At 66.5% G+C, this 17,981-nt stretch carries 15 protein-coding genes and 1 tRNA gene; all 16 read right to left on the bottom strand.

Annotated features, from left to right (window positions below; translation table 11 throughout):
- Window positions 1-75 precede the first annotated feature (75 nt).
- Complete coding sequence (locus RVX_RS12050; protein WP_116306580.1) at window positions 76-465, bottom strand: diacylglycerol kinase; 390 nt, start codon at window positions 463-465, stop codon at window positions 76-78.
- Between the two features lie 59 nt (window positions 466-524).
- Window positions 525-1,016, bottom strand: coding sequence for a phosphatase PAP2 family protein (locus tag RVX_RS12045; protein WP_116306056.1), 492 nt, complete (start codon window positions 1,014-1,016; stop codon window positions 525-527).
- Window positions 1,017-1,396: 380 nt separating this feature from the next.
- Window positions 1,397-1,489, bottom strand: a tRNA-Ser gene (locus RVX_RS12040).
- Window positions 1,490-1,745: 256 nt separating this feature from the next.
- The gene (gene argJ / locus RVX_RS12035; RefSeq protein ID WP_172596603.1) at window positions 1,746-2,927 is read right to left on the bottom strand and encodes a bifunctional glutamate N-acetyltransferase/amino-acid acetyltransferase ArgJ; all 1,182 of its coding nucleotides are present in this window, start codon (window positions 2,925-2,927) and stop codon (window positions 1,746-1,748) included.
- Window positions 2,928-3,172: 245 nt separating this feature from the next.
- Window positions 3,173-5,707, bottom strand: a complete 2,535-nt coding sequence (secA, locus tag RVX_RS12030; RefSeq protein ID WP_116306054.1) for a preprotein translocase subunit SecA — start codon at window positions 5,705-5,707, stop codon at window positions 3,173-3,175.
- A 549-nt stretch (window positions 5,708-6,256) separates the two neighbouring features.
- Window positions 6,257-7,663 (bottom strand): (Fe-S)-binding protein, encoded by a 1,407-nt coding sequence (locus RVX_RS12025; protein ID WP_116306053.1) that lies wholly within the window; start codon window positions 7,661-7,663, stop codon window positions 6,257-6,259.
- 13 nt (window positions 7,664-7,676) lie between these two features.
- Window positions 7,677-9,089 carry an FAD-binding oxidoreductase gene (locus tag RVX_RS12020; RefSeq protein ID WP_116306052.1) on the bottom strand — a complete coding sequence of 471 codons (1,413 nt, stop codon included), beginning with the start codon at window positions 9,087-9,089 and terminating at the stop codon, window positions 7,677-7,679.
- A gap of 161 nt (window positions 9,090-9,250) precedes the next feature.
- Complete coding sequence (smpB, locus tag RVX_RS12015; RefSeq protein WP_007527135.1) at window positions 9,251-9,712, bottom strand: SsrA-binding protein SmpB; 462 nt, start codon at window positions 9,710-9,712, stop codon at window positions 9,251-9,253.
- Between the two features lie 1,287 nt (window positions 9,713-10,999).
- Entirely contained in the window at window positions 11,000-12,775 is a 1,776-nt protein-coding gene (gene ptsP, locus RVX_RS12010) for a phosphoenolpyruvate--protein phosphotransferase (protein ID WP_116306051.1), read from the bottom strand.
- A 3-nt stretch (window positions 12,776-12,778) separates the two neighbouring features.
- Entirely contained in the window at window positions 12,779-13,075 is a 297-nt protein-coding gene (locus tag RVX_RS12005; protein WP_116306050.1) for an HPr family phosphocarrier protein, read from the bottom strand.
- 54 nt (window positions 13,076-13,129) lie between these two features.
- On the bottom strand, window positions 13,130-13,909 hold the full coding sequence (locus RVX_RS12000; RefSeq protein WP_116306049.1) for a PTS system mannose/fructose/sorbose family transporter subunit IID: 780 nt from the start codon (window positions 13,907-13,909) through the stop codon (window positions 13,130-13,132).
- Window positions 13,910-14,022: 113 nt separating this feature from the next.
- Window positions 14,023-14,862 carry a 16S rRNA (cytidine(1402)-2'-O)-methyltransferase gene (gene rsmI / locus RVX_RS11995; protein ID WP_116306048.1) on the bottom strand — a complete coding sequence of 280 codons (840 nt, stop codon included), beginning with the start codon at window positions 14,860-14,862 and terminating at the stop codon, window positions 14,023-14,025.
- Complete coding sequence (locus RVX_RS11990; RefSeq protein WP_116306047.1) at window positions 14,804-15,259, bottom strand: YraN family protein; 456 nt, start codon at window positions 15,257-15,259, stop codon at window positions 14,804-14,806. The genes rsmI and RVX_RS11990 overlap by 59 nt, the downstream gene beginning before the upstream one ends.
- Entirely contained in the window at window positions 15,256-16,011 is a 756-nt protein-coding gene (locus tag RVX_RS11985) for a ribonuclease HII (protein WP_116306578.1), read from the bottom strand. The genes RVX_RS11990 and RVX_RS11985 overlap by 4 nt, the downstream gene beginning before the upstream one ends.
- 196 nt (window positions 16,012-16,207) lie before the next feature.
- Window positions 16,208-16,555 (bottom strand): 50S ribosomal protein L19, encoded by a 348-nt coding sequence (rplS, locus tag RVX_RS11980; protein WP_116306046.1) that lies wholly within the window; start codon window positions 16,553-16,555, stop codon window positions 16,208-16,210.
- A 55-nt stretch (window positions 16,556-16,610) separates the two neighbouring features.
- Window positions 16,611-17,906 (bottom strand): tRNA (guanosine(37)-N1)-methyltransferase TrmD, encoded by a 1,296-nt coding sequence (trmD, locus tag RVX_RS11975; RefSeq protein ID WP_116306045.1) that lies wholly within the window; start codon window positions 17,904-17,906, stop codon window positions 16,611-16,613.
- Between the last annotated feature and the right edge of the window lie 75 nt (window positions 17,907-17,981).

The following is a 17,981-nucleotide window of genomic DNA, read 5'->3' as shown; positions in this document are numbered from 1 at the left end:
TGGCGTGCTTCATGACGGGGCATGGTCAGGAGGTGGGCTGTCATCAGGCTTGAGCGGGCGGCAGATCAATCCTGTCTAGCTATGGAATATATTCCAGAAATTCGTAATTTCAACGGCTAGCACGACAACCCAGAGAAGAATGGCGATGCCTGTGGCCGCTGCAGATATGTCTTTGATCACTTTTATCTTGTGATTCTCGTTTGTTTCTATGAAATCACACAGGGCCTCTATGGCGCTGTTGAACATTTCAGCAATGAGCACGAGGCTGGTGGCCGCCATGATGAGAAAAAAATCGACCCATTGGCGGAAAAAAAAGCAGACCAAGACCATTAATAGGGAAAGATAGACCTTGTAGGCAACGCTGAAATCGTAACGGATGGCATAGTGTAGGCCGGAAAGGCATACCTTGATCTTCCGGATTGGGTGATAGCCGTATTCTCCTTGTCCGAGAAATTTGTTTCGCACGGAGGGCTCCATTTTTGAAAATCTTTCCATTTCATGATACAATTTTTTGTGATTGAAAATTATTTATTCATGCCCCATGGGATGGATGGAATGATTAGATGTACCGCAGATACAATGAAAGCTGCCAAAAACATTCCTGCTAATACATCTGAAACATAGTGTAGCTTCAGGTAAATACGTGAATATCCGACAGCGCAGACAATAAAAATGCTTAATACGGCAACAGGATTTGCCAAGGCTGGTGGCAGAGTCTGAAATGTGATCAACGTGATAGACATGAAAAAGGCAGTGACTTGGGCTGTGTGAGCGCTCGGAAATGACCAGTCGGAGGGCATGGCCACCAGGAGCTCTGTTGTTGTGGAGGGGCGCGGTCGACGAAATGCCAGTTTCGCCACATGAACTGAGAGGATGGTGACAGACACGTCCAATGCAATCAGAATCACATGCCCAGATTTGCCTGCCCAGAGCAGCAAAAAGCAAAACAACACGGAAAGTGGCAAAAGCAGATACAGTGATCCAAGCCAAGTGATGGTCGTAAAGAATACACCCATATTTCCGCGCCGGTGAGTTAAATTGTACAGAGTATGCAGAGATGGTATTCACCTGACACTGCCGTGCCCGGAGTGACCTGCATGGCCACCGGGAGGTGATTTTTCGGCATCGAGCCATCTCCGGAATGCTACCGCATCGCGGTGGCCCACCGCGACGAACTGCCCCCAGAGTATAACGCAAAGTCCCGGCGAGCAAATCTCGTCGGGACTTTTAGTGCCAAGCGGGGTGCGCCACCGTGTCAAACATCGCGCGGGTACAGGGGGAGGACTGGAAAAGCGACACGGCGGAGGCTCCAGTTTGTATCCGTGTGGTGTATCCACAAGGACCTGAAGCCCCCGCCGTCGGGATATTGCAACCATTCTAGATGGTTGACTTTCACTGGCGGAGAGGGAGAGATTTGAACTCTCGATACAGGTTTTGCCCGTATACTCCCTTAGCAGGGGAGCGCCTTCGGCCGCTCGGCCACCTCTCCGTTGTCGCGTGGGCAAGCCGCACGCGAGAAAGCGTGTGTACCCGTTAGGCGGGCGCGCTGTCAAGCATGTGGGGGGCATCCGGCGGATGGAACCGTTTTGTGGGCGGATTTCCTGCCCGGACAGGGCCCGTCCCCATTGAGTGCGGGATGCCCGCCGCGTGCACGTCTGTCGCAGGGTAGCTGCGTCAGCCAACGGTTCGCCCGCCCCCGTCCCGCCCAACCCCACCAACAGGGGGAGCGCAATCCGGGGCAGCCGCTAGCTGCGGTAATCGGCGTTGCAGCTCACGTAGTCGTGCGTCAGGTCCGACGCCAGCAGGCGGTAGCTGCCCGATCCGTTGCCCAGCATGATGTTGACTACGATGTCGCGCCCGGCCAGGGGTTCCTTGAGCAGTGCGTCGAAATCGAGGTTCGTGGGTTGCCCGCCCCGGAACAGTTCCACCCCGCACAGCGATACGATGACCGCCGCCGGGTTGAAGGTGGCCCCGCTGCGGCCCAGCGCCGCCACGATGCGGCCCCAGTTGGCGTCGCGGCCGTACATGGCCGTTTTCACCAGTTGCGAATGGCCCACGGTGCGCGCGGCCAGTTCCGCGTCGGCGTCGTCGCGCGCGCCCGCCACGTTGATGTGGATGACCTTGGTGGCCCCCTCGCCGTCCTTCACCAGCATGTAGGCCACGTCGCCCAGCACGCCGGTAAGCGCCGCGCCCAGCACGGCCAGGTCGGCCCCGCGCGCGGCAACGCCGGACGCACCGTTGGCCAGGCCGAACACGGTGTCGTTGGTAGAGGTATCGCCGTCCACGGTCACGCGGTTGAAGGTGGCGTCCACCGCGTCGCGAAACAGGGCCTGCCAGGCGGCGGGTTCCACGTCGGCGTCGCACAGCACGGTGGCCAGCATGGTGGCCATGTTCGGGCAGATCATGCCCGCGCCCTTGGCCATGCCCACCAGGGTCACCGTGCCGCCGGAAAGCTCCACCTCGCGCGAGGCGTACTTGGGAAAGGCGTCGGTGGTCATGATGGCCCTGGCGAAGTCTTCCGGCCCCTTCTTGCCAAGGTCCGCCGCCAGGGCGGGCACGGCGGCGGACCACTTGTCCAGCAGCAGTTGTGCGCCGATGACGCCCGTGGACGCGGGCAGGATGTCCTGCGGTGCAAGGCCGGTGGCGGCGGCCACCATTTCCAGCGTGGCGCGGCAGTTGGCAAGGCCCTCGTCGCCGGTGCAGGCGTTGGCCTGACCGGAATTGATCAGCACGGCGCGGGCCTGCGGCGCATGCGCCAGGGTGTCGCGCGCCACCAGCACGGGCGCGGCCTGGAACAGGTTCTTGGTGAACACGGCGGCGGCCACGGCGGGTGTGTCGCTGACCACCAGGGCCAGGTCGTCGCGTCCCGACTTTCGGAACCCCGCGCCGGTGGTGGCGAAGCGGAAACCCTTGGGGGCCGCGCAGATGGCGGGGGCTTCTCCATTGGTGGCCGGGGTGGCGGCCGTGGTGTCGTTGCTGGCCATGCTGGCTCCGTGTTCGGCCCGGTGGGCCGGTTGTCGGGTGCGTGGGGTGTCCGCTGGCGCCAGTGGCGGCGCGCCGTGCGCATGCAGCGGTGCACGTCGTGCGTATTACGGGCAAGTCCCGGAAAAGTGAAGGGCGGCGCGAGAACTCCCGCGCCGCCCCTGTGTGTGCGACAGTGCCGTACGGCGCGCTAAGCGCCGCAGCACTTCTTGTATTTCTGGCCGCTGCCGCAGGGGCACGGGTCGTTGCGGCCAACCTTGGGCTCGGCTCGTCGCTCGGGCGCGGCGGACGGGGTTTCCTTCTGCGCGCCGGAATAGTTGAGGCTCTTGGGCTCTTCCTTGTGCTTGAATTCCTGCTTCAGTTCTTCCGGCGGCGCCTGTTCCTCGCGCTGGATGCGCAGCCGGGTCAGGGCGCGGAACAGGTTTTCGCGCACGCGGAACAGCATGTCCTGGAACAGCGAGAAGCCCTCGCGCTTGTATTCCTGCTTGGGGTCGCGCTGGCCGTACCCGCGCAGGCCGATGCCGTCGCGCAGGTGGTCCATGTTCAGCAGGTGTTCCTTCCAGCAGCGGTCCACTTCTTCCAGCAGGAAGAAGCGCACGATGTCGCGGTACACCTCGCCGGTGTCGCGCTTCAGATCTTCCAGGATGGACAGCACCGCGCCGCGCGCGGTTTCGCGGTCGGGCAGGTTGCCATCCGTCAGGGGCAGCACGCGGGTGATGTTGAACACGTCGCGCAGGCGGGCCAGGGCGTAGGCCTTGGCGTCGTCGCCCTCGCTGCCCTTGCCCTGCTCCGCGTCGCCGTAGATTTCGTCGAACAGGTCGTCCATGAATTCGACGGCGGTCTCTTCAAGGTCCGCCTCCATCATGGTCTCGCGGCGCAAGGTGTAGATGACCTCGCGCTGCTGGTTCATGACGTTGTCGTAGTCCAGCAGGGTCTTGCGGATTTCGAAGTTGTGGCCTTCCACGCGCTTCTGGGCGTTTTCGATGGCGCGGCTGACCATGCGGTTCTCGATGGGTTCGCCTTCTTCCATGCCCAGCTTCTGCATCAGGCCGGAGATGCGGTCGGACCCGAAGAGGCGCATCAGGTCGTCTTCGAGCGAAAGGTAGAAGCGCGACGAGCCGGGGTCGCCCTGGCGGCCCGAACGGCCGCGCAACTGGTTGTCGATGCGGCGGCTTTCGTGGCGTTCTGTGCCCAGGATGTGCAGGCCGCCGCTTTCGCGCACGCCTTCACCCAGCACGATGTCCGTGCCGCGCCCGGCCATGTTGGTGGCGATGGTGACCTTGCCGCGCTGGCCCGCCTGGGCCACGATTTCGGCTTCCTGCTCGTGGTGCTTGGCGTTCAGCACGTTGTGCGGCACGCCCGTCTTCTTGAGCATGGCCGAAAGCAGTTCCGAGGTCTCGATGGAAATGGTGCCCACCAGCACCGGCTGGCCGCTCTTGTGCAGCTCGCCTATGGCGGCCACGATGGCCTCGAATTTCTCGCGTCGGGTGCGGTAGATGGAATCCGGGTAGTCCTTGCGGACCATGGGCTTGTTGGTGGGGATGGTGATGACCTGCAACCCGTAGATCTGCTGGAATTCCACGGCTTCGGTGTCCGCCGTGCCGGTCATGCCCGCCAGCTTCTTGTACATGCGGAAGTAGTTCTGGAAGGTGATGGAGGCCAGGGTCTGGTTTTCCGCCTCCACTTTCACCTTTTCCTTGGCTTCCAGCGCCTGGTGCAACCCGTCGCTGAAGCGGCGGCCCGGCATGAGCCGGCCGGTGAATTCGTCGACGATGACCACCTGTTCCTCGGGCGTGACGATGTAGTCCACATCGCGCCGGAACACGTGGTGCGCCTTCAGCGCCTGCAACACGTGGTGCTGGAAGGTGATGTTGCCGGGGTCGAACAGGTTGTCGATGCCCAGCAACTCTTCGCACTTGGCCACGCCCTCGTCGGTGAGGGTGGCGGTGCGGGCCTTTTCGTCCACGGAAAAGTGGGTTTCGGCCGAAAGTCTGGGGATGATGTCGTCCACTCGGCGGTAGAGGCCGGTGGAATCCTCCGACGGGCCGGAGATGATCAGCGGCGTGCGGGCCTCGTCGATGAGGATGGAGTCCACTTCGTCCACGATGGCGAAATTGTGTTCACGCTGCACCAACTGGTGCGGGTAGAACTTCATGTTGTCGCGCAGGTAGTCGAAACCGAATTCGTTGTTGGTGCCGTAGGTGATGTCAGCGCCGTAGGCGGCCTTGCGCTCTTCGTCGGACAGCCCGTGCACGATGACGCCCACGGACAGCCCCAGGAAGTTGTACAGGCGGCCCATCCACGCGGCGTCGCGCTTGGCCAGGTAGTCGTTGACGGTGACGACATGCACGCCAAGGCCGGAGATGGCGTTCAGCACCACGGGCAGGGTGGCCACGAGGGTCTTGCCTTCACCGGTCTTCATTTCGGCGATGCGGCCTTCGTGCAGCACCATGCCGCCCACCAACTGCACGTCGAAGTGGCGCATGTTCAGGGCGCGCTTGCCCGCCTCGCGCGTGAGCGCGAAGACTTCGGGCAGCAGGTCGTCCAGGCTGCGGCCATTCTGGGCCTGTTCGCGGTATTCGGCAATGCGCGCCGGAAAATCGTCGTCGGCAAGGGCCTGCATCTGCGGTTCCAAGGCGTTGATGCCCCCGACGCGGGCACGGCAACGCTTGATGTAGCGGTCGTTGGAAGAACCGAAGATGCTTTTGAACAGGGTATCGAACATTCTTTCTCCCGAAAGATGCAGGCATGGGAACGCGGGGCGGCGATGACCGGTTGCCGCGCATAAGGCCCCGCGCGGGGCGGGGCTGGCGATGGCCGCTGGGCCGACTGCCGGGCGGACCGCATGTGTGGCGTTGCGCGTTGCTTCCGCAGCCGTTCCGGATGGATGCCGGAGGGCGGGGCTGCGCGCCGTCCATGGGCGCCGGGCGGTTCGGCCGCATCTGCGAAAGCGCGCGGGGCGCTGGCGGCGCGGCGGACTGCGGAACGAAAAACTTGCGCTGCGCGGCGGCTGGCCGAACCCATTTCAAATAAGTCAAATACCTGCGGTTGGCAATGCGCGCTTCCTGAATTTGCCTGCATTGCGCCGTAATGACAGGGGAACGTAACGTAGGAACGTGCCTGCGGAGAATGGCCCGCAAGGGGCCACGGGGGGGAGGGGGCAGGCGGGTGCCGGAGGAGGACGAAAGGGCGGCGGATTCGGAGCATCCTGCCCGGTCCGCCGCCCGTGAAGATGGAGGGAGCGCGTATGCGCCAGCCCCGCGCCAGTCCTGCGTCAGCTTTGGGGCAGGCCCACCACGTCCAGCCAGTGGAACACCCGCACGCCCGCCGGGGCCGTGGCCGCCAGTTGCAGGGTGCAGCCGCTGCACCCCGTGAGCACGGTGATGTCTGTGGAAACGGTGGGTGTGGCGGGAGCGCCGGCGGGTGTGTCGGCCGTGGCGGGTGCCCCGGCGGGTGCTTGCGTGTCGGCCGTGGCGTTGGCGCGTTCCGGCAGCAGCCCGTTCCAGCAGGCGTCGGCCACGGTGTGAGAAAGGTCGGGCGCGGCCAGTTGCAGCACGCCGCCCATGCCGCAGCAGTTCACCCCGCCGGGGGCGCGCATGCGGCTGCCGAGCAGGGCGCGCAGCCATACGGCATCCGGGTCCGTGCCCTTGCGGTGGCAGGGCTGGTGGTAGCGCACGGGCGCTGGGGCGCTGGCTTCCGGCTGGGCCGGGGCCTCGGCGGTGACGCGGAATGTAGCGTCGCCCCACAGGGTGGAGAGGGGGCGCAGGGCGGCGGCCCATGCCTCGCGCTCGCCGTCCTGCCAGTCGAGGTCGGCGTGGCCGGGGTATTCGGCAAGGCCGTGGTGGCAGGTGGCGCAAAAGGTGACCAGCAACGGGCGGCCAGCGGCGCGCCAGGCGTCCAGGTTGCGGGCGCGGGCCGAGGCGGCGGCATCGGGGATGCCCGCGTGCTCGAGCGTGGAGCCGCAGCAGGTGAAGTCGTTCTCGTTCCCCTGGGCGGGCGCGGGGTGCCCCATCCAGCGCAGCAGGGCGCGGGCCGTGTCCTGCCAGCGGGGGCGGATGCGCCGGGCGGTGCACCCGGCAAAGAGCATGGCCGGGGGGCGGGCGGCATCGCCGCGCGTTGCGGTTTGCGTTGCATCAGAACCGTCGCGCAGGGTGTCTGGTGTCGCCCGGCCGTGCTCATCATCCGCCACTATCCACGGGGCCGGCGGCGGCGGGGGCAGCATGGCGGCGGCGGAGCGCAGCATGTGCTGCACGCCTTCCGGCACCACCGCGCCGGGGACCACGCGGGTCATTTGGGCCAACGCGGGCCACAGCAGGCGGCCGTGTTCTATCCATTGTTTCCACAGCCACTGCTGCCAGTTGGGGTGCCTGGCGCGCAGGGCGGCCAGCGCCTGCGGCACCGACAGCCCCTGCGGACAGACGGCGGCGCAGCGCCCGCAGGACAGGCAGCGGTCGGCCAGTTCGCGCGCGGGCTTCAGGCCAAGGCGGCCCGGCTCGTCTCGCAGGGCGGCGAACACCAGGTGCTTGGCGCGGGGTGAAAGTTCCTCGCGGCCGGTGGTGAGAAAGGCGGGGCACACGGCGGTGCATTGGCCGCACAGCAGGCAGGCGCGCGGCTGCGAGGCGGTGTCGCCCTTGGCGTCGTCCGTCGAGTCGGTGGATTTGGGGGTGGTGTCCGTGCTCATGATGGTTGCCGCGTCAGTATGCTTTGTCCGGGTTCATGATCCCCAGCGGGTCGAAGGAATGCTTCACCTGGCGCATCAGTTCGGTTTCCAGGGGCGAAAGTTGCAGGTGCAGGAATTCCTTCTTGGCCATGCCCACGCCGTGCTCGCCGGAAAGGGTGCCATCCATGGAGCGGACAAGGCGCATCACTTCCACCGTGGCGGCGTCGGCGCGGGTGGTTTCCGAAGGGTCGGCCCCGTCGTACATGATGTTCACGTGGATGTTGCCGTCGCCCACGTGTCCGTAGGTGAGGATGGGCAGGTCATGCGCGTCGGCGATGGCCCGGATGCCGGTCAGCGCGTCCAGCAGGCGGCCGCGCGGCACGGCCACGTCCTCGCCGATCTTGTTGGGCCGCACCAGATACGTGGACGGACTGATGCCGCGCCGCATGGCCCACAGGGGTTCTTCTTCGGCGTGGCCCACGCCGTGGGCGGACCACACCGGCGGTTCGTTGCCGGGGGCTCCATCCGTTACGTGCAGGGCGTCGTGCATGCGCCGGATTTCCAGCGGCAGCGATTCGCGGCTTCCGTCCAGGCGGATCAGCAGCGCGCCGCGCACGTTGTCGGGCCACGGGGGCGTCTGGCGGCGGGCCACGCAGTCCAGCACTTCCGGGCTCAGAAATTCCAGCGCCACCGGCAGGATGCCTGCGCGGAAGATGCGCCGCACCCCGTGCATGGCCGCCTCCATGGAGCCGAACCCGGCCAGCAGGGTGGCCGTGGCCTGCGGCAGGGGCAGGAGCTTCAGCGCGATGCGGGTGACGATGCCCAGCGTGCCTTCCGACCCGACGAACAGGCGCGTCAGGTCCAGGCCCACCACGTTCTTGTGGCAGCGCCCGCCGGTGCGCAGCACCTTGCCGCCGGGCAGCACCGCCGTGAGGCCCAGCACGTATTCGCGGGTGACGCCGTACTTCAGGGCGCGCATGCCGCCCGCGCAGGTGGCCACGTTGCCGCCGATGGTGGAAATGTCGATGCTGGCCGGGTCCGGCGGGTAGAACAGGCCGCGCGCCTCCACGGCGCGTTGCAGGTCTGCCGTGACCACGCCCGGTTCCACCTCGGCCACGAAGTCGTCGTCCGCGATGTCGAGGATGCGGTTCATGTGCAGCAGGGATACCACGATGCCGGGCTTGGCGGGCACGCACGCGCCCACCTGGTTGGAGGCGCGGCCCCGCGCGTAGATGGGCAGGTGTTCCAGCTGCGCCAGGCGCAGCAGTTCCACCACCTGCGCCTCTGTCCTGGGGCGCACCACGGCCAGCGGCGTGCCCATGCGGCGGCCCGCGTCGGTGGCGAAGATAAGGGTCTGTTCCGGCGCGAGCAGCAGCGAATCGCCGGGAAAGATGTCCCGCAGTGAGCGTTCCTGCGCGGCGGTAAGGTGGGGGGCTTGGGTGGACACGGGGATACCCGGCGGTGATGCGGTTGGGGATTGGCTGGGAAGTGGCCGAGGGGAGGGATTGATTTTAGAGCGTCGGTGCAGGTGCAAACCGGAATTTCTGGCGCTGGCGGGCGATGTTCTGCGCCGCCAACGCCAAAAAACGGACGGTTTGCAGAGACAGGCTAGAACCGGGCCAGTTCGCGCTCCGTGTCCCGGTCGGCGGCGCGCTTCTTGAGGTCCTCGCGCTGGTCGTGCAGCTTCTTGCCGCGACCCACGGCGATTTCCACCTTCACCCGGCCCTTGCTGAAGTGCAGGTTCACCGGCACCACGGTCAGGCCTTTTTGCGCCACGCGCAGGGCCAGCGTGTTGATCTGCTTGGCGTGCAGCAGCAGCTTGCGGTCGCGGTCGGGATCGTGCTGGGCGTAGCCCGCGTTGTCGTACGGGGCGATGTGCAGGCCGACCAGGAACGCCTCGCCGTTGCGGAAGTCCACGTAGCTGTCGCGGAAGTTCACGTGGCCCGCGCGCAGGCTTTTGACCTCCGAGCCGGTCAGCACAAGGCCCGCCTCCATGAAATCGTCGAGTTCGTAGAGGTGCCGGGCTTTTTTGTTTTGGGCGATAAGGGCGGGAGAGGGTTTCTTGCTCATATGTTTGGGGAATGTTCGTACGGTTGGTGGCGCGCAAATGGGGGGAAGCCCCGGCGGGCGGTGGCGGAAGGGTGGAGAGGGGGTGTGCCACCTGCCGTGCGGTGACATGGCGCGCAAGGGGTTTCAAGACCAGAAATCGGCGGGAATGGCAAGGGTTGGGGGCGGGCGCTACGCTGAAGGGAGAGACAAGGCGAGGTCGTGCGCGATTGCACCCGGCTTCTACGAAGTCAGTCCTGCCCTGTTGGACACGCTCGATTTCGTTATGTCTCCGACGGGCAGGATGACGCGTAGTCCCGCTGGGCGCGGCCTCTACGAAGACAGTTCTGCCCTGCTGAATACGCCCGATTTCGTTATGCCTCCGGCGGGCAAGGGGCCGCTGAGCGGCGGCCCCTTGCAACCCCGCGCTCCAGGGGGGCTTCGCCACAGCTCTGCTATCTTCATCCGTAAGACTCGCGCTTTGCGCTCGTCTAACGGCTGAAGTCCTGGACCCCCAGCGTTTCCTGCGCGGCGTCCCTTCGGCGGCAGCTTCCCTTCGGCGCTGGGGCGCCTTCGGGCGATCTGCCGCCGGTGACGCCAATGCGCGCAAGGCTCCCGTAGCCACTACCACGCGAGGGTGCCTTTACCCATGCCCCCGTTGCGACGCATGTGCCGCCGCCAAAGCCCGCCGTCACAAGCTTCTACGCACATCACGTTGCCGTCTTTACTGGCGTTCACTCCAAGCGGCAGACCAAGCCCCATGGCGTGTTCATATCAACCAAGCACCGGCACGCATTTTTTCTTGGTCACATACTGATGACTTCAAACCATTCGTCCTTCGTCCCCCCCGTACTCGCAAGCGCAGCACAACGTACCCTGCAGGTCAAGGCTGCGGGAGATTCGCGCACATCGCATTCCCGTCGCCAGATCACCCGGAGGCGCTTTGCGCCGTAGGGAAGCTGGCGGCGAAAGGAATGCGGTGCAGGAAGAGTGGAGATAAAGGCACTGGAGCTATGCCGGGATACCGAGAGCATTGCGCGCATACGCATTCAGGCGGGCAGATCGCCCGAGGCGCGCCAGCGCCGCAGGGAAGCTGCCCGGCGTAAGAATGCGGCGCAGGAAACGTCGGGGGTTCAGGGGGCAGCGCCCCCTGAAACGCGGGGATGCAAGGGGCCATCGTTCAATGGCCCCTTGCCCGCCGGAGGCATAACGAAATCGGGCGTGGTCTACCGGGCTGGCGTGTCTTCGTAGGTGCGTGCGCATTGGAGCTACGCGCCATCCGGCCCCGCTCCGCGAGAAAGGCGTCAGCCCCTAATCATCCTGGTCCAGCATGGACGAGAAGAACGTCAGTTCTTCCGGGAACCGATTGTAGATCGTTTCCTTCACCATGCGGTTGATGGTCGACACGGTTGACGCGCTCAACACGTCGCGCAGCAGTTCCTTGCACTCTTCCATGTTGGTGCGCCGCAGGATGTGCTTGATGCCCGGTATGGCCTGCGGGGCGATGGATATGGCGTCGATCTGCATGCCCAGCAGGATGGGCAGGCAGTACGGGTCGGACGCCACCTCGCCGCACACGCATACCGATATGCCCATGCGGTGGGCCGAATCGACCACGTACTTGATGGACCGCACGATGGCCGGGTGCAGCGGCTGGTACAGGTACGAGACGTGCTTGTTGCCCCGGTCGATGCCCAGCGAATACTGGATCAGGTCGTTGGTGCCGATGCTGAAGAAGTCCACTTCCTGCGCCAGCGCCTCGGAAATCAGCACGGCGGATGGCAGCTCCACCATGATGCCCACGGGCATGTCCGGGTCGTAGGGCTGGCCCGCCGCGTCCAGTTCGGCGCGCACCTCGTTCAGGATGTGCTTGGCCTGCCGCAGTTCGTGCAGGCCCGAGATCATGGGGAACAGCAGCGACGCGGTGCCGTGCGCGCTGGCCCGCAGGATGGCCCGCAATTGCCGCCGGAACACGTCCTGATGGCGCAGGCAGAAGCGGATGGCCCGCAACCCCAGGGCCGGGTTGGGCTCTTCCAACTGGCTCTGCTCGGACAGCATCTTGTCCGCGCCCACGTCCAGCGTGCGGAACACCACCCGCCGGGGCGAAAGCAGGCTGGCCAGTTGGGAATACTCTTCGTACAGCTCTTCTTCCGTGGGCGAGGTGCGGCGGTTCAGGAAGGCGTATTCGGTGCGGTACAGGCCCACGCCGTCGCCGCCGCCGTCCAGCACCTGGGGCACCTCTTCCACCAGTTCGATGTTGGCCTGCACGTCGATGCGGTAACCGTCCAGGGTTTCCGCGGGCAGGGTGGACTGGCGGCGGATGGATTTCTGATAGTTCTCGAACTGGTACTTGAGGTCGGTGTAGTCGGCCAGTTCGCCTTCGTCCGGGTCCACCACGATGAGGCCGCGCAGGGCGTCCACGATGACCAGGTCGCCGTCGGTCACGGATTCTTCCAGCGCCGAGACGCCGACCACGGCGGGGATTTGCAGGCTGCGCGCCAGGATGCCGGTGTGCGAGGTCTTGCCGCCTTCGGCCGTGGCGAAGGACATGATCTTGACCGTGGGCAGGCCCATGGCGTCGGCCGGGGTCAGGTCGTGCGCCATGAGCACGATGCGCTCGTCCGGGGTGCGCAGGGGTTCGCTGTGCCGGCCAACCAGGCGGCCCTGGATGCGTTCGGCCACGGCGCGCACGTCCTGCACGCGCTCGCGGATGTACGGGTCTTCGATGGCCGAGAAGGCGGCGGCGATGGCTTCCACGGCCTGGTCCAGCGCCCATTCTGCGCAGATGTGGTGGTCGCGGATGCGTTGCGAGGCGGCGCGGATGAGCTTGGGGTCCTGGCAGATCATCATGTGCGAATTGATGATCGCGGCGTGGTCGCGCAGTTCGGCGGGCACGTTGTCGCGGGCGCGGGCCAGGTCGTCGCGCACGTCCGCAGCGGCCTGCTCCAGGCGGGCCACTTCCGAATCGGCCGCGCCGGGCGGGATGATCTCGAACGAGACGCTTCTGCGGCGGCGGTTGGTGAAGAACGCCTTGCCGATGGAAACGCCCGCCGAAACGGCTATGCCCTGCAGAATCTCGCGCGCCACCGGCTACTCCTCTCGAAAGCGGTTGCGGAACAAGGCGGAAAGGTGCTCCAGCGCGTGGCGCGCGTCGGCGCCCACGCCGCGCAGGGTAAGGCACGTGCCCTTGGCGGCGGCCAGGGACAGGATGTCCAGAATGCTCTTGGCGTCCACTTCCATGCCGTCCATGGCAAGAAAGATTTCCGCGCCGAACTTCTGCGCCTCCTGGGCCAGGCGGGCGGCCGGTCTGGCGTGCAGGCCCTGGTCGTTGGCCACGCACACCGTCACGGTAAGTCCTTCCTGCGTCTCTTCGATGGGTTCCAGCACGTCGTGTATCCTGTCGGCTATGGCGTAGCTATGGTTCGTGATGCAGGTGGCGGGCTAGAAGCCCCAGGGCAACGGCATCCAGTCGTCGGCCCAGGGCAGCGCGAAGGCCGCCGCAGTGGCGCAGACAACCAGAAAGATGCGCGAAACATGAAAACGGCTGACCAGCCACGAGGCCAGCAGAAGCAGCAGCGCGGACAGCGTCCAGCGCGGCGCGTGCTGGTGGTGCGGCCATATCAGCCACAACAGGCCCGCCAGCACCACGGCGTTGCACAGCTTCAGCTTTTCGCCCCAGTTGATGAGGTCCCACTGCTTCAGCCGTTGCAGCACCTTCAGCCCTTCGCGCAGGCCCGCCGCGAAGGTGAACAGCTTGAATACCTGCAGCGAGACGAACAGCATCAGGCTCCATAAAAACGCCGCGCCGTTGTTGCCGGAAACCACCAGCGCGCAGGTGGTCAGCGACCAGAACACCAGCATGCTGCCGCCGAACACCGAATCGCCGATGGCCGACAGGGTGTACACGGTGGTGTCCTTCAGGCCGCGCAGCACGTCCGCCGGAAAGGTGCCGCGCGCGATGCGCGCCTCCAGCGAAAGGAACGTGCCCACCAGCAGCGGCGCCCAGAACGGGTGGGTGTTGAAGTGCCGCAGGTAGCGCTTGCGCGCCTCGCGCCGGGCGCGCGGGTCCGGGTAGATGGCGGCAAGGCCCGGCTCCATGGCGAACACGATGCCGATGTTCTGGTGCCCCCGCGTGTTGAACGCCGCGCCGATGAGATACGACCGCAGAAAGCACAGCAGCAGTGTCTTGGCGTCGGGCATGGCGGATGCGGGCGTGGGCATGGGGCACCGTGGCAAGGCCGCTGTCGCGCAGTGGCGCAGTCGCGTTGTCGGGTTGTCGCGTGTCGTGTTCGGGGCCGGTGTGCGCTGTCAAAGGCCGGGGCCGCGTGCGGGCGTCAGCGTGCGTCTTGCAGCAGCTTGTAGATGTCCTTCACCGTCCAGCCCCGGGTGGCCTCGTGGGCACGCCGGGCCAGTTCGCGCGGCTTCTCGCCGGGGGCGGCTTTCGCCTCGGCTGCCAGCAGGGCCAGCACCTCGTCGCGCGGGGTGGCGGTCACGGATTCCGGCGGACCAATGACTACCGTGATTTCTCCAAGCAATTCGCGGTTCAGCTGCGCCCTGTTTTCCAACCGTAGAAGGATAAACTCCTCGTGGGGCTTGGTCAATTCCCGCGCGATACAGCACTCGCGCGGACCCAGCGCGGCGTAGGCGGCGTCCAGCGTATCGGCCAGCCTGTCCTTGCGTTCGAAAAAGACCAGGGTGGTGCGCACGGCGGCGTATTCCGAGAACAGTTTTTCCACGTCCGACCGCTTGCGCGGCGGAAAGCCCAGAAAGGTGAACGGCTGCGGGGCGATGCCGCTGCCCGCCAGCGCCGTGACCGGGGCCGAGGGGCCGGGCAGCACGGAAACGTCGATGCCCTCTGCCCGGCAGGCGCGCACCAGCCGGAAGCCGGGGTCGGCCATGAGCGGCATGCCCGCGTCGGAAATGAGGGCGATGCGCGCCCCGGCGCGCAGTTCGTCGAGGATGCGCGGCAGGCGCTCTTCCTCGTTGTGGTCGTGAAAGCTCATGAATCGCTGGGCGGTCATGCCGCACCGGGCAAACAGCTGCCCGGCGCGCCGGGTGTCCTCGGCCAGCACCAGCGCGGCTTCGGTCAGCACTTCGCGGGCGCGGGGGGAAAGGTCACCAGGGTTGCCAAGCGGGGTCGCCACCACCCAGAGACGCGGTGAGGTCGAAGGCATGGGGGTAGTGCTCCAGCGTCAGGGTTGCCCCGTCGTGCACCACGCACACGAGGTCGAAACGGCACGCCTTGTCCCAGGCGTCGTGGGCGGCCAGATACTGCCGGGCGGCGCGCACCAGCTTGCCGCGCTTGGCCGGGGTCAGCGCCTCGTCGGGCCGGGCGGGGCCGTTGGCGGCGCGGGTCTTCACTTCCACGAAGACCAACGTGCCCCGGTCGTCGCAGACGATGTCCAGTTCAAGGCCGCCGTGCCGCCAGTTGCGGGCCAGCACCCGCAGGCCGCGTTCGGCCAGCAGGCGGGCCGCCGCCTCCTCGCCCCGAGCGCCAATGGCTGCATTGTCGGCGGCAGTGGCGGTGGCGGATGGCGCAGCCGGGACGGAACGGGACGGGGGCGGGGTCATAGCAGCGATCCCTGGGTTTGCCCGGCTTCCGGGCGCACCCCGCGAAAGGTGGCCCGGTGCTGCGGGCAGGGACCAAGATCGGCGATGGCAGCCATGTGCTCCGCCGTGCCGTAGCCCTTGTGCAGGGCAAGGCCGTAGCCGGGAAAGCGCTGGTCCAGGGCGACCATGAGCCGGTCGCGGAATGTCTTTGCAAGGATGGACGCGGCGGACACGGCAGGGATCAGCGCGTCGCCGCCGATCACGGCGCGTTGCGCGGGCGCGGGGCACGCGGGGGCCGGGGGAGCTGCACGGGCAGGGCATGGGGCCTGCCCCGCGAACACTGCGGCGGGGATGGTCTTGTCGCCGTCAATGATCAGCGGGAGCAACGGCCGCTGCGCCAGGTCGAAACCGGCGGCGGCCCCGCCGGGTCGAAGGGCGCGCACGGCGCGCCACATGGCGTGGAAGGTGGCCTGCAAGATGTTGATGCGCTCTATGTCGCGCGGCCAGACCACGCCCAGGCCCCAGGCCACGGCATGTTCGCGGATGCGCGGGGCCAGGGCCTCGCGTTTCGCGGCGGTGAGCTTTTTGGAATCGGTCAGCCCGGCAAGGGCGGGCAGCAGGGCGGCCAGGGCGGCCGCGTCGGCGTGGGGGGGCAGGATGACGGCGGCGGCCACCACCGGTCCGGCAAGGCAGCCGCGCCCGGCCTCGTCGATCCCTATGTAGGGGACGGCGGGGTGCACCGGCGCCACATCCGCCAGCAGGGTCTGGCGCATGCCGGACGCCCCGCGCGAAGTGCGCGCGCGGGGGGCGCTGGCGCGGCGGGCGGGCGGTGACATGCGGCCTCCTGCGGATGCGGTACAGGTGGAACGGGCCGAATACGAGGCAGTGAGGGCGGCGGGGAGTTCCGCCGCGCCAACGAAAAAAGGGGGGACCGGCATGCCGGACCCCCCTCGCATGAAGCGGTCTGGCCTAGAAGCGGTTCTTGGGCTTGATGCGGGCAGCCTTACCCTTCAGGTCGCGCAGGTAGTACAGGCGGCTGCGGCGGACGCGGCCTTCGGTCACCAGCTCGACGCGGTCGATGAAGGGGGAGTGCAGGGGGAACACGCGTTCCACGCCCACGCCGTCGGACACCTTGCGCACGGTGAACGTGCCGCCGGTGGTGCCGCGGTGGATGCGGATGACGTTGCCCTGGAACACCTGGATGCGTTCCTTTTCGCCTTCCACGATGCGCAGGTGCACCTTCACGTTGTCGCCCGACTTGAACTTGGGCAGGTCGAAACGCAGGTGTTCGCCTTCGATTTTCTTGATGATATTCATGCTCGTGTCTCCCTTGGACCGGAGTTTTTCGCTATCGTGGGTTCGTCGGTTCCGCCTAATAGCAGTCGCCGAGAATCCTGTCCATGATGATGGCGGCGGCGGTACGCACCGAAAGGTGGTTGTACCCGTCCATCCAGCGGACGGGCCGCATGGTGCCGTCGCACGCCGCCACGAGATGTGGCGACAGGCCGTGCCCCGTGCCGAAAAGCAGCAGCACCGGGCGTTGCGCGAGGGCCGATCGCACCTGACCCATGGTCATGTCGCCCGCGCCGCGCGCGCTGGTTGCGATAACCAGGGGGCGCTGGCCCGTGCGGCGGGTGATGTCGTCCACCGCGTCCTGCACCGTATCGACGCCGCGCACCAGCCCCAGCGCCTCGCCCCTGTCGGGGTTTGCCGCAAGGCCCGGACCCTCCGTCCAGTGCCGGAGAATGCCGTCGAGCAGTCGCCGTTGATCTTCGATGGGGGTTACGATGTAATACCCGCCGAGACCATACGTGCAGGAACAGCGGCCTATATCGTGTATGTCGAGGTTTGTCAAAGACACCGCCACCGATTTTTTTTCCTTGTTCAGGACGGGGTAGTGCACCAGTGCGCAATGCAGGTTGCGGCCGGGCCGTTCCACCGTCTCCGCCGCCTGGCGGCGCAGGAAGGACATGTCGGTTTCGGTCAGCGGGGCATCCGGCAGAAGCTCGGGCCGCAGGCGCAGGGTGGCCGCCAGCGACTGTTCGCGCCGCCACGCGGCGATGCGTCCGTGGTCGCCCGAGCGCAGCACCTCGGGCACGGGCAGGCCCTCGAACACTTCCGGCCGGGTGTAGTGGGGGTATTCCAGCAGCCCGTCGGAAAAGCTCTCGTCCTCGCCCGACTCCTCCTTGCCCATGAAGCCGGGCACCAGGCGCGCCACGGCCTCGATGACGTTCAGCGCCGCCGTCTCGCCGCCGTTGAGCACAAAGTCGCCCACGCACACCGGCTCGATGGCGAACAGTTCCTCGATGCGGGCGTCGAACCCCTCGTAGCGGCCGCACAGGATGGTCACGCGCTCTTCGCGCGCCAGTTCGCGGGCCATCTGCTGGGTGAAGCGGCGGCCGCGCGGGGCCATCATCAGGATGCGGCCAAGGGGTGCCTGTTCCTGGGCTGCGCGCAGGGTGGCGGCCAGCGGTTCCGGCAGCATGACCATGCCGGGGCCGCCGCCGTAGGGGCGGTCGTCCACGGTGCGGTGGCGGTCGGTGGTGGCGTCGCGCGGGTTGCGGAACGAAAAGTTCACGGTGCCCGACTCGCGCGCCTTGGCCATGAGCCCGGCGGACAGGGGCGAGTCGAAGAATTCCGGGAACAGGGTGACGAGGGTGAAGTGCATGGCGGCGCGCCGCGACCGGCTGGGTGAAAGGGTGTGCGGCGCGCAGGCCGATGGCGTATGAAGAAGGGCGGGCGA

This window comes from Nitratidesulfovibrio sp. HK-II, assembly GCF_003402415.2.
In the GTDB taxonomy this organism is placed as follows: Bacteria; Desulfobacterota; Desulfovibrionia; order Desulfovibrionales; family Desulfovibrionaceae; genus Cupidesulfovibrio.
The sequence above is the reverse complement of the archived record's forward strand: the minus strand, read 5'-3'. Positions and strand labels throughout refer to the sequence as shown.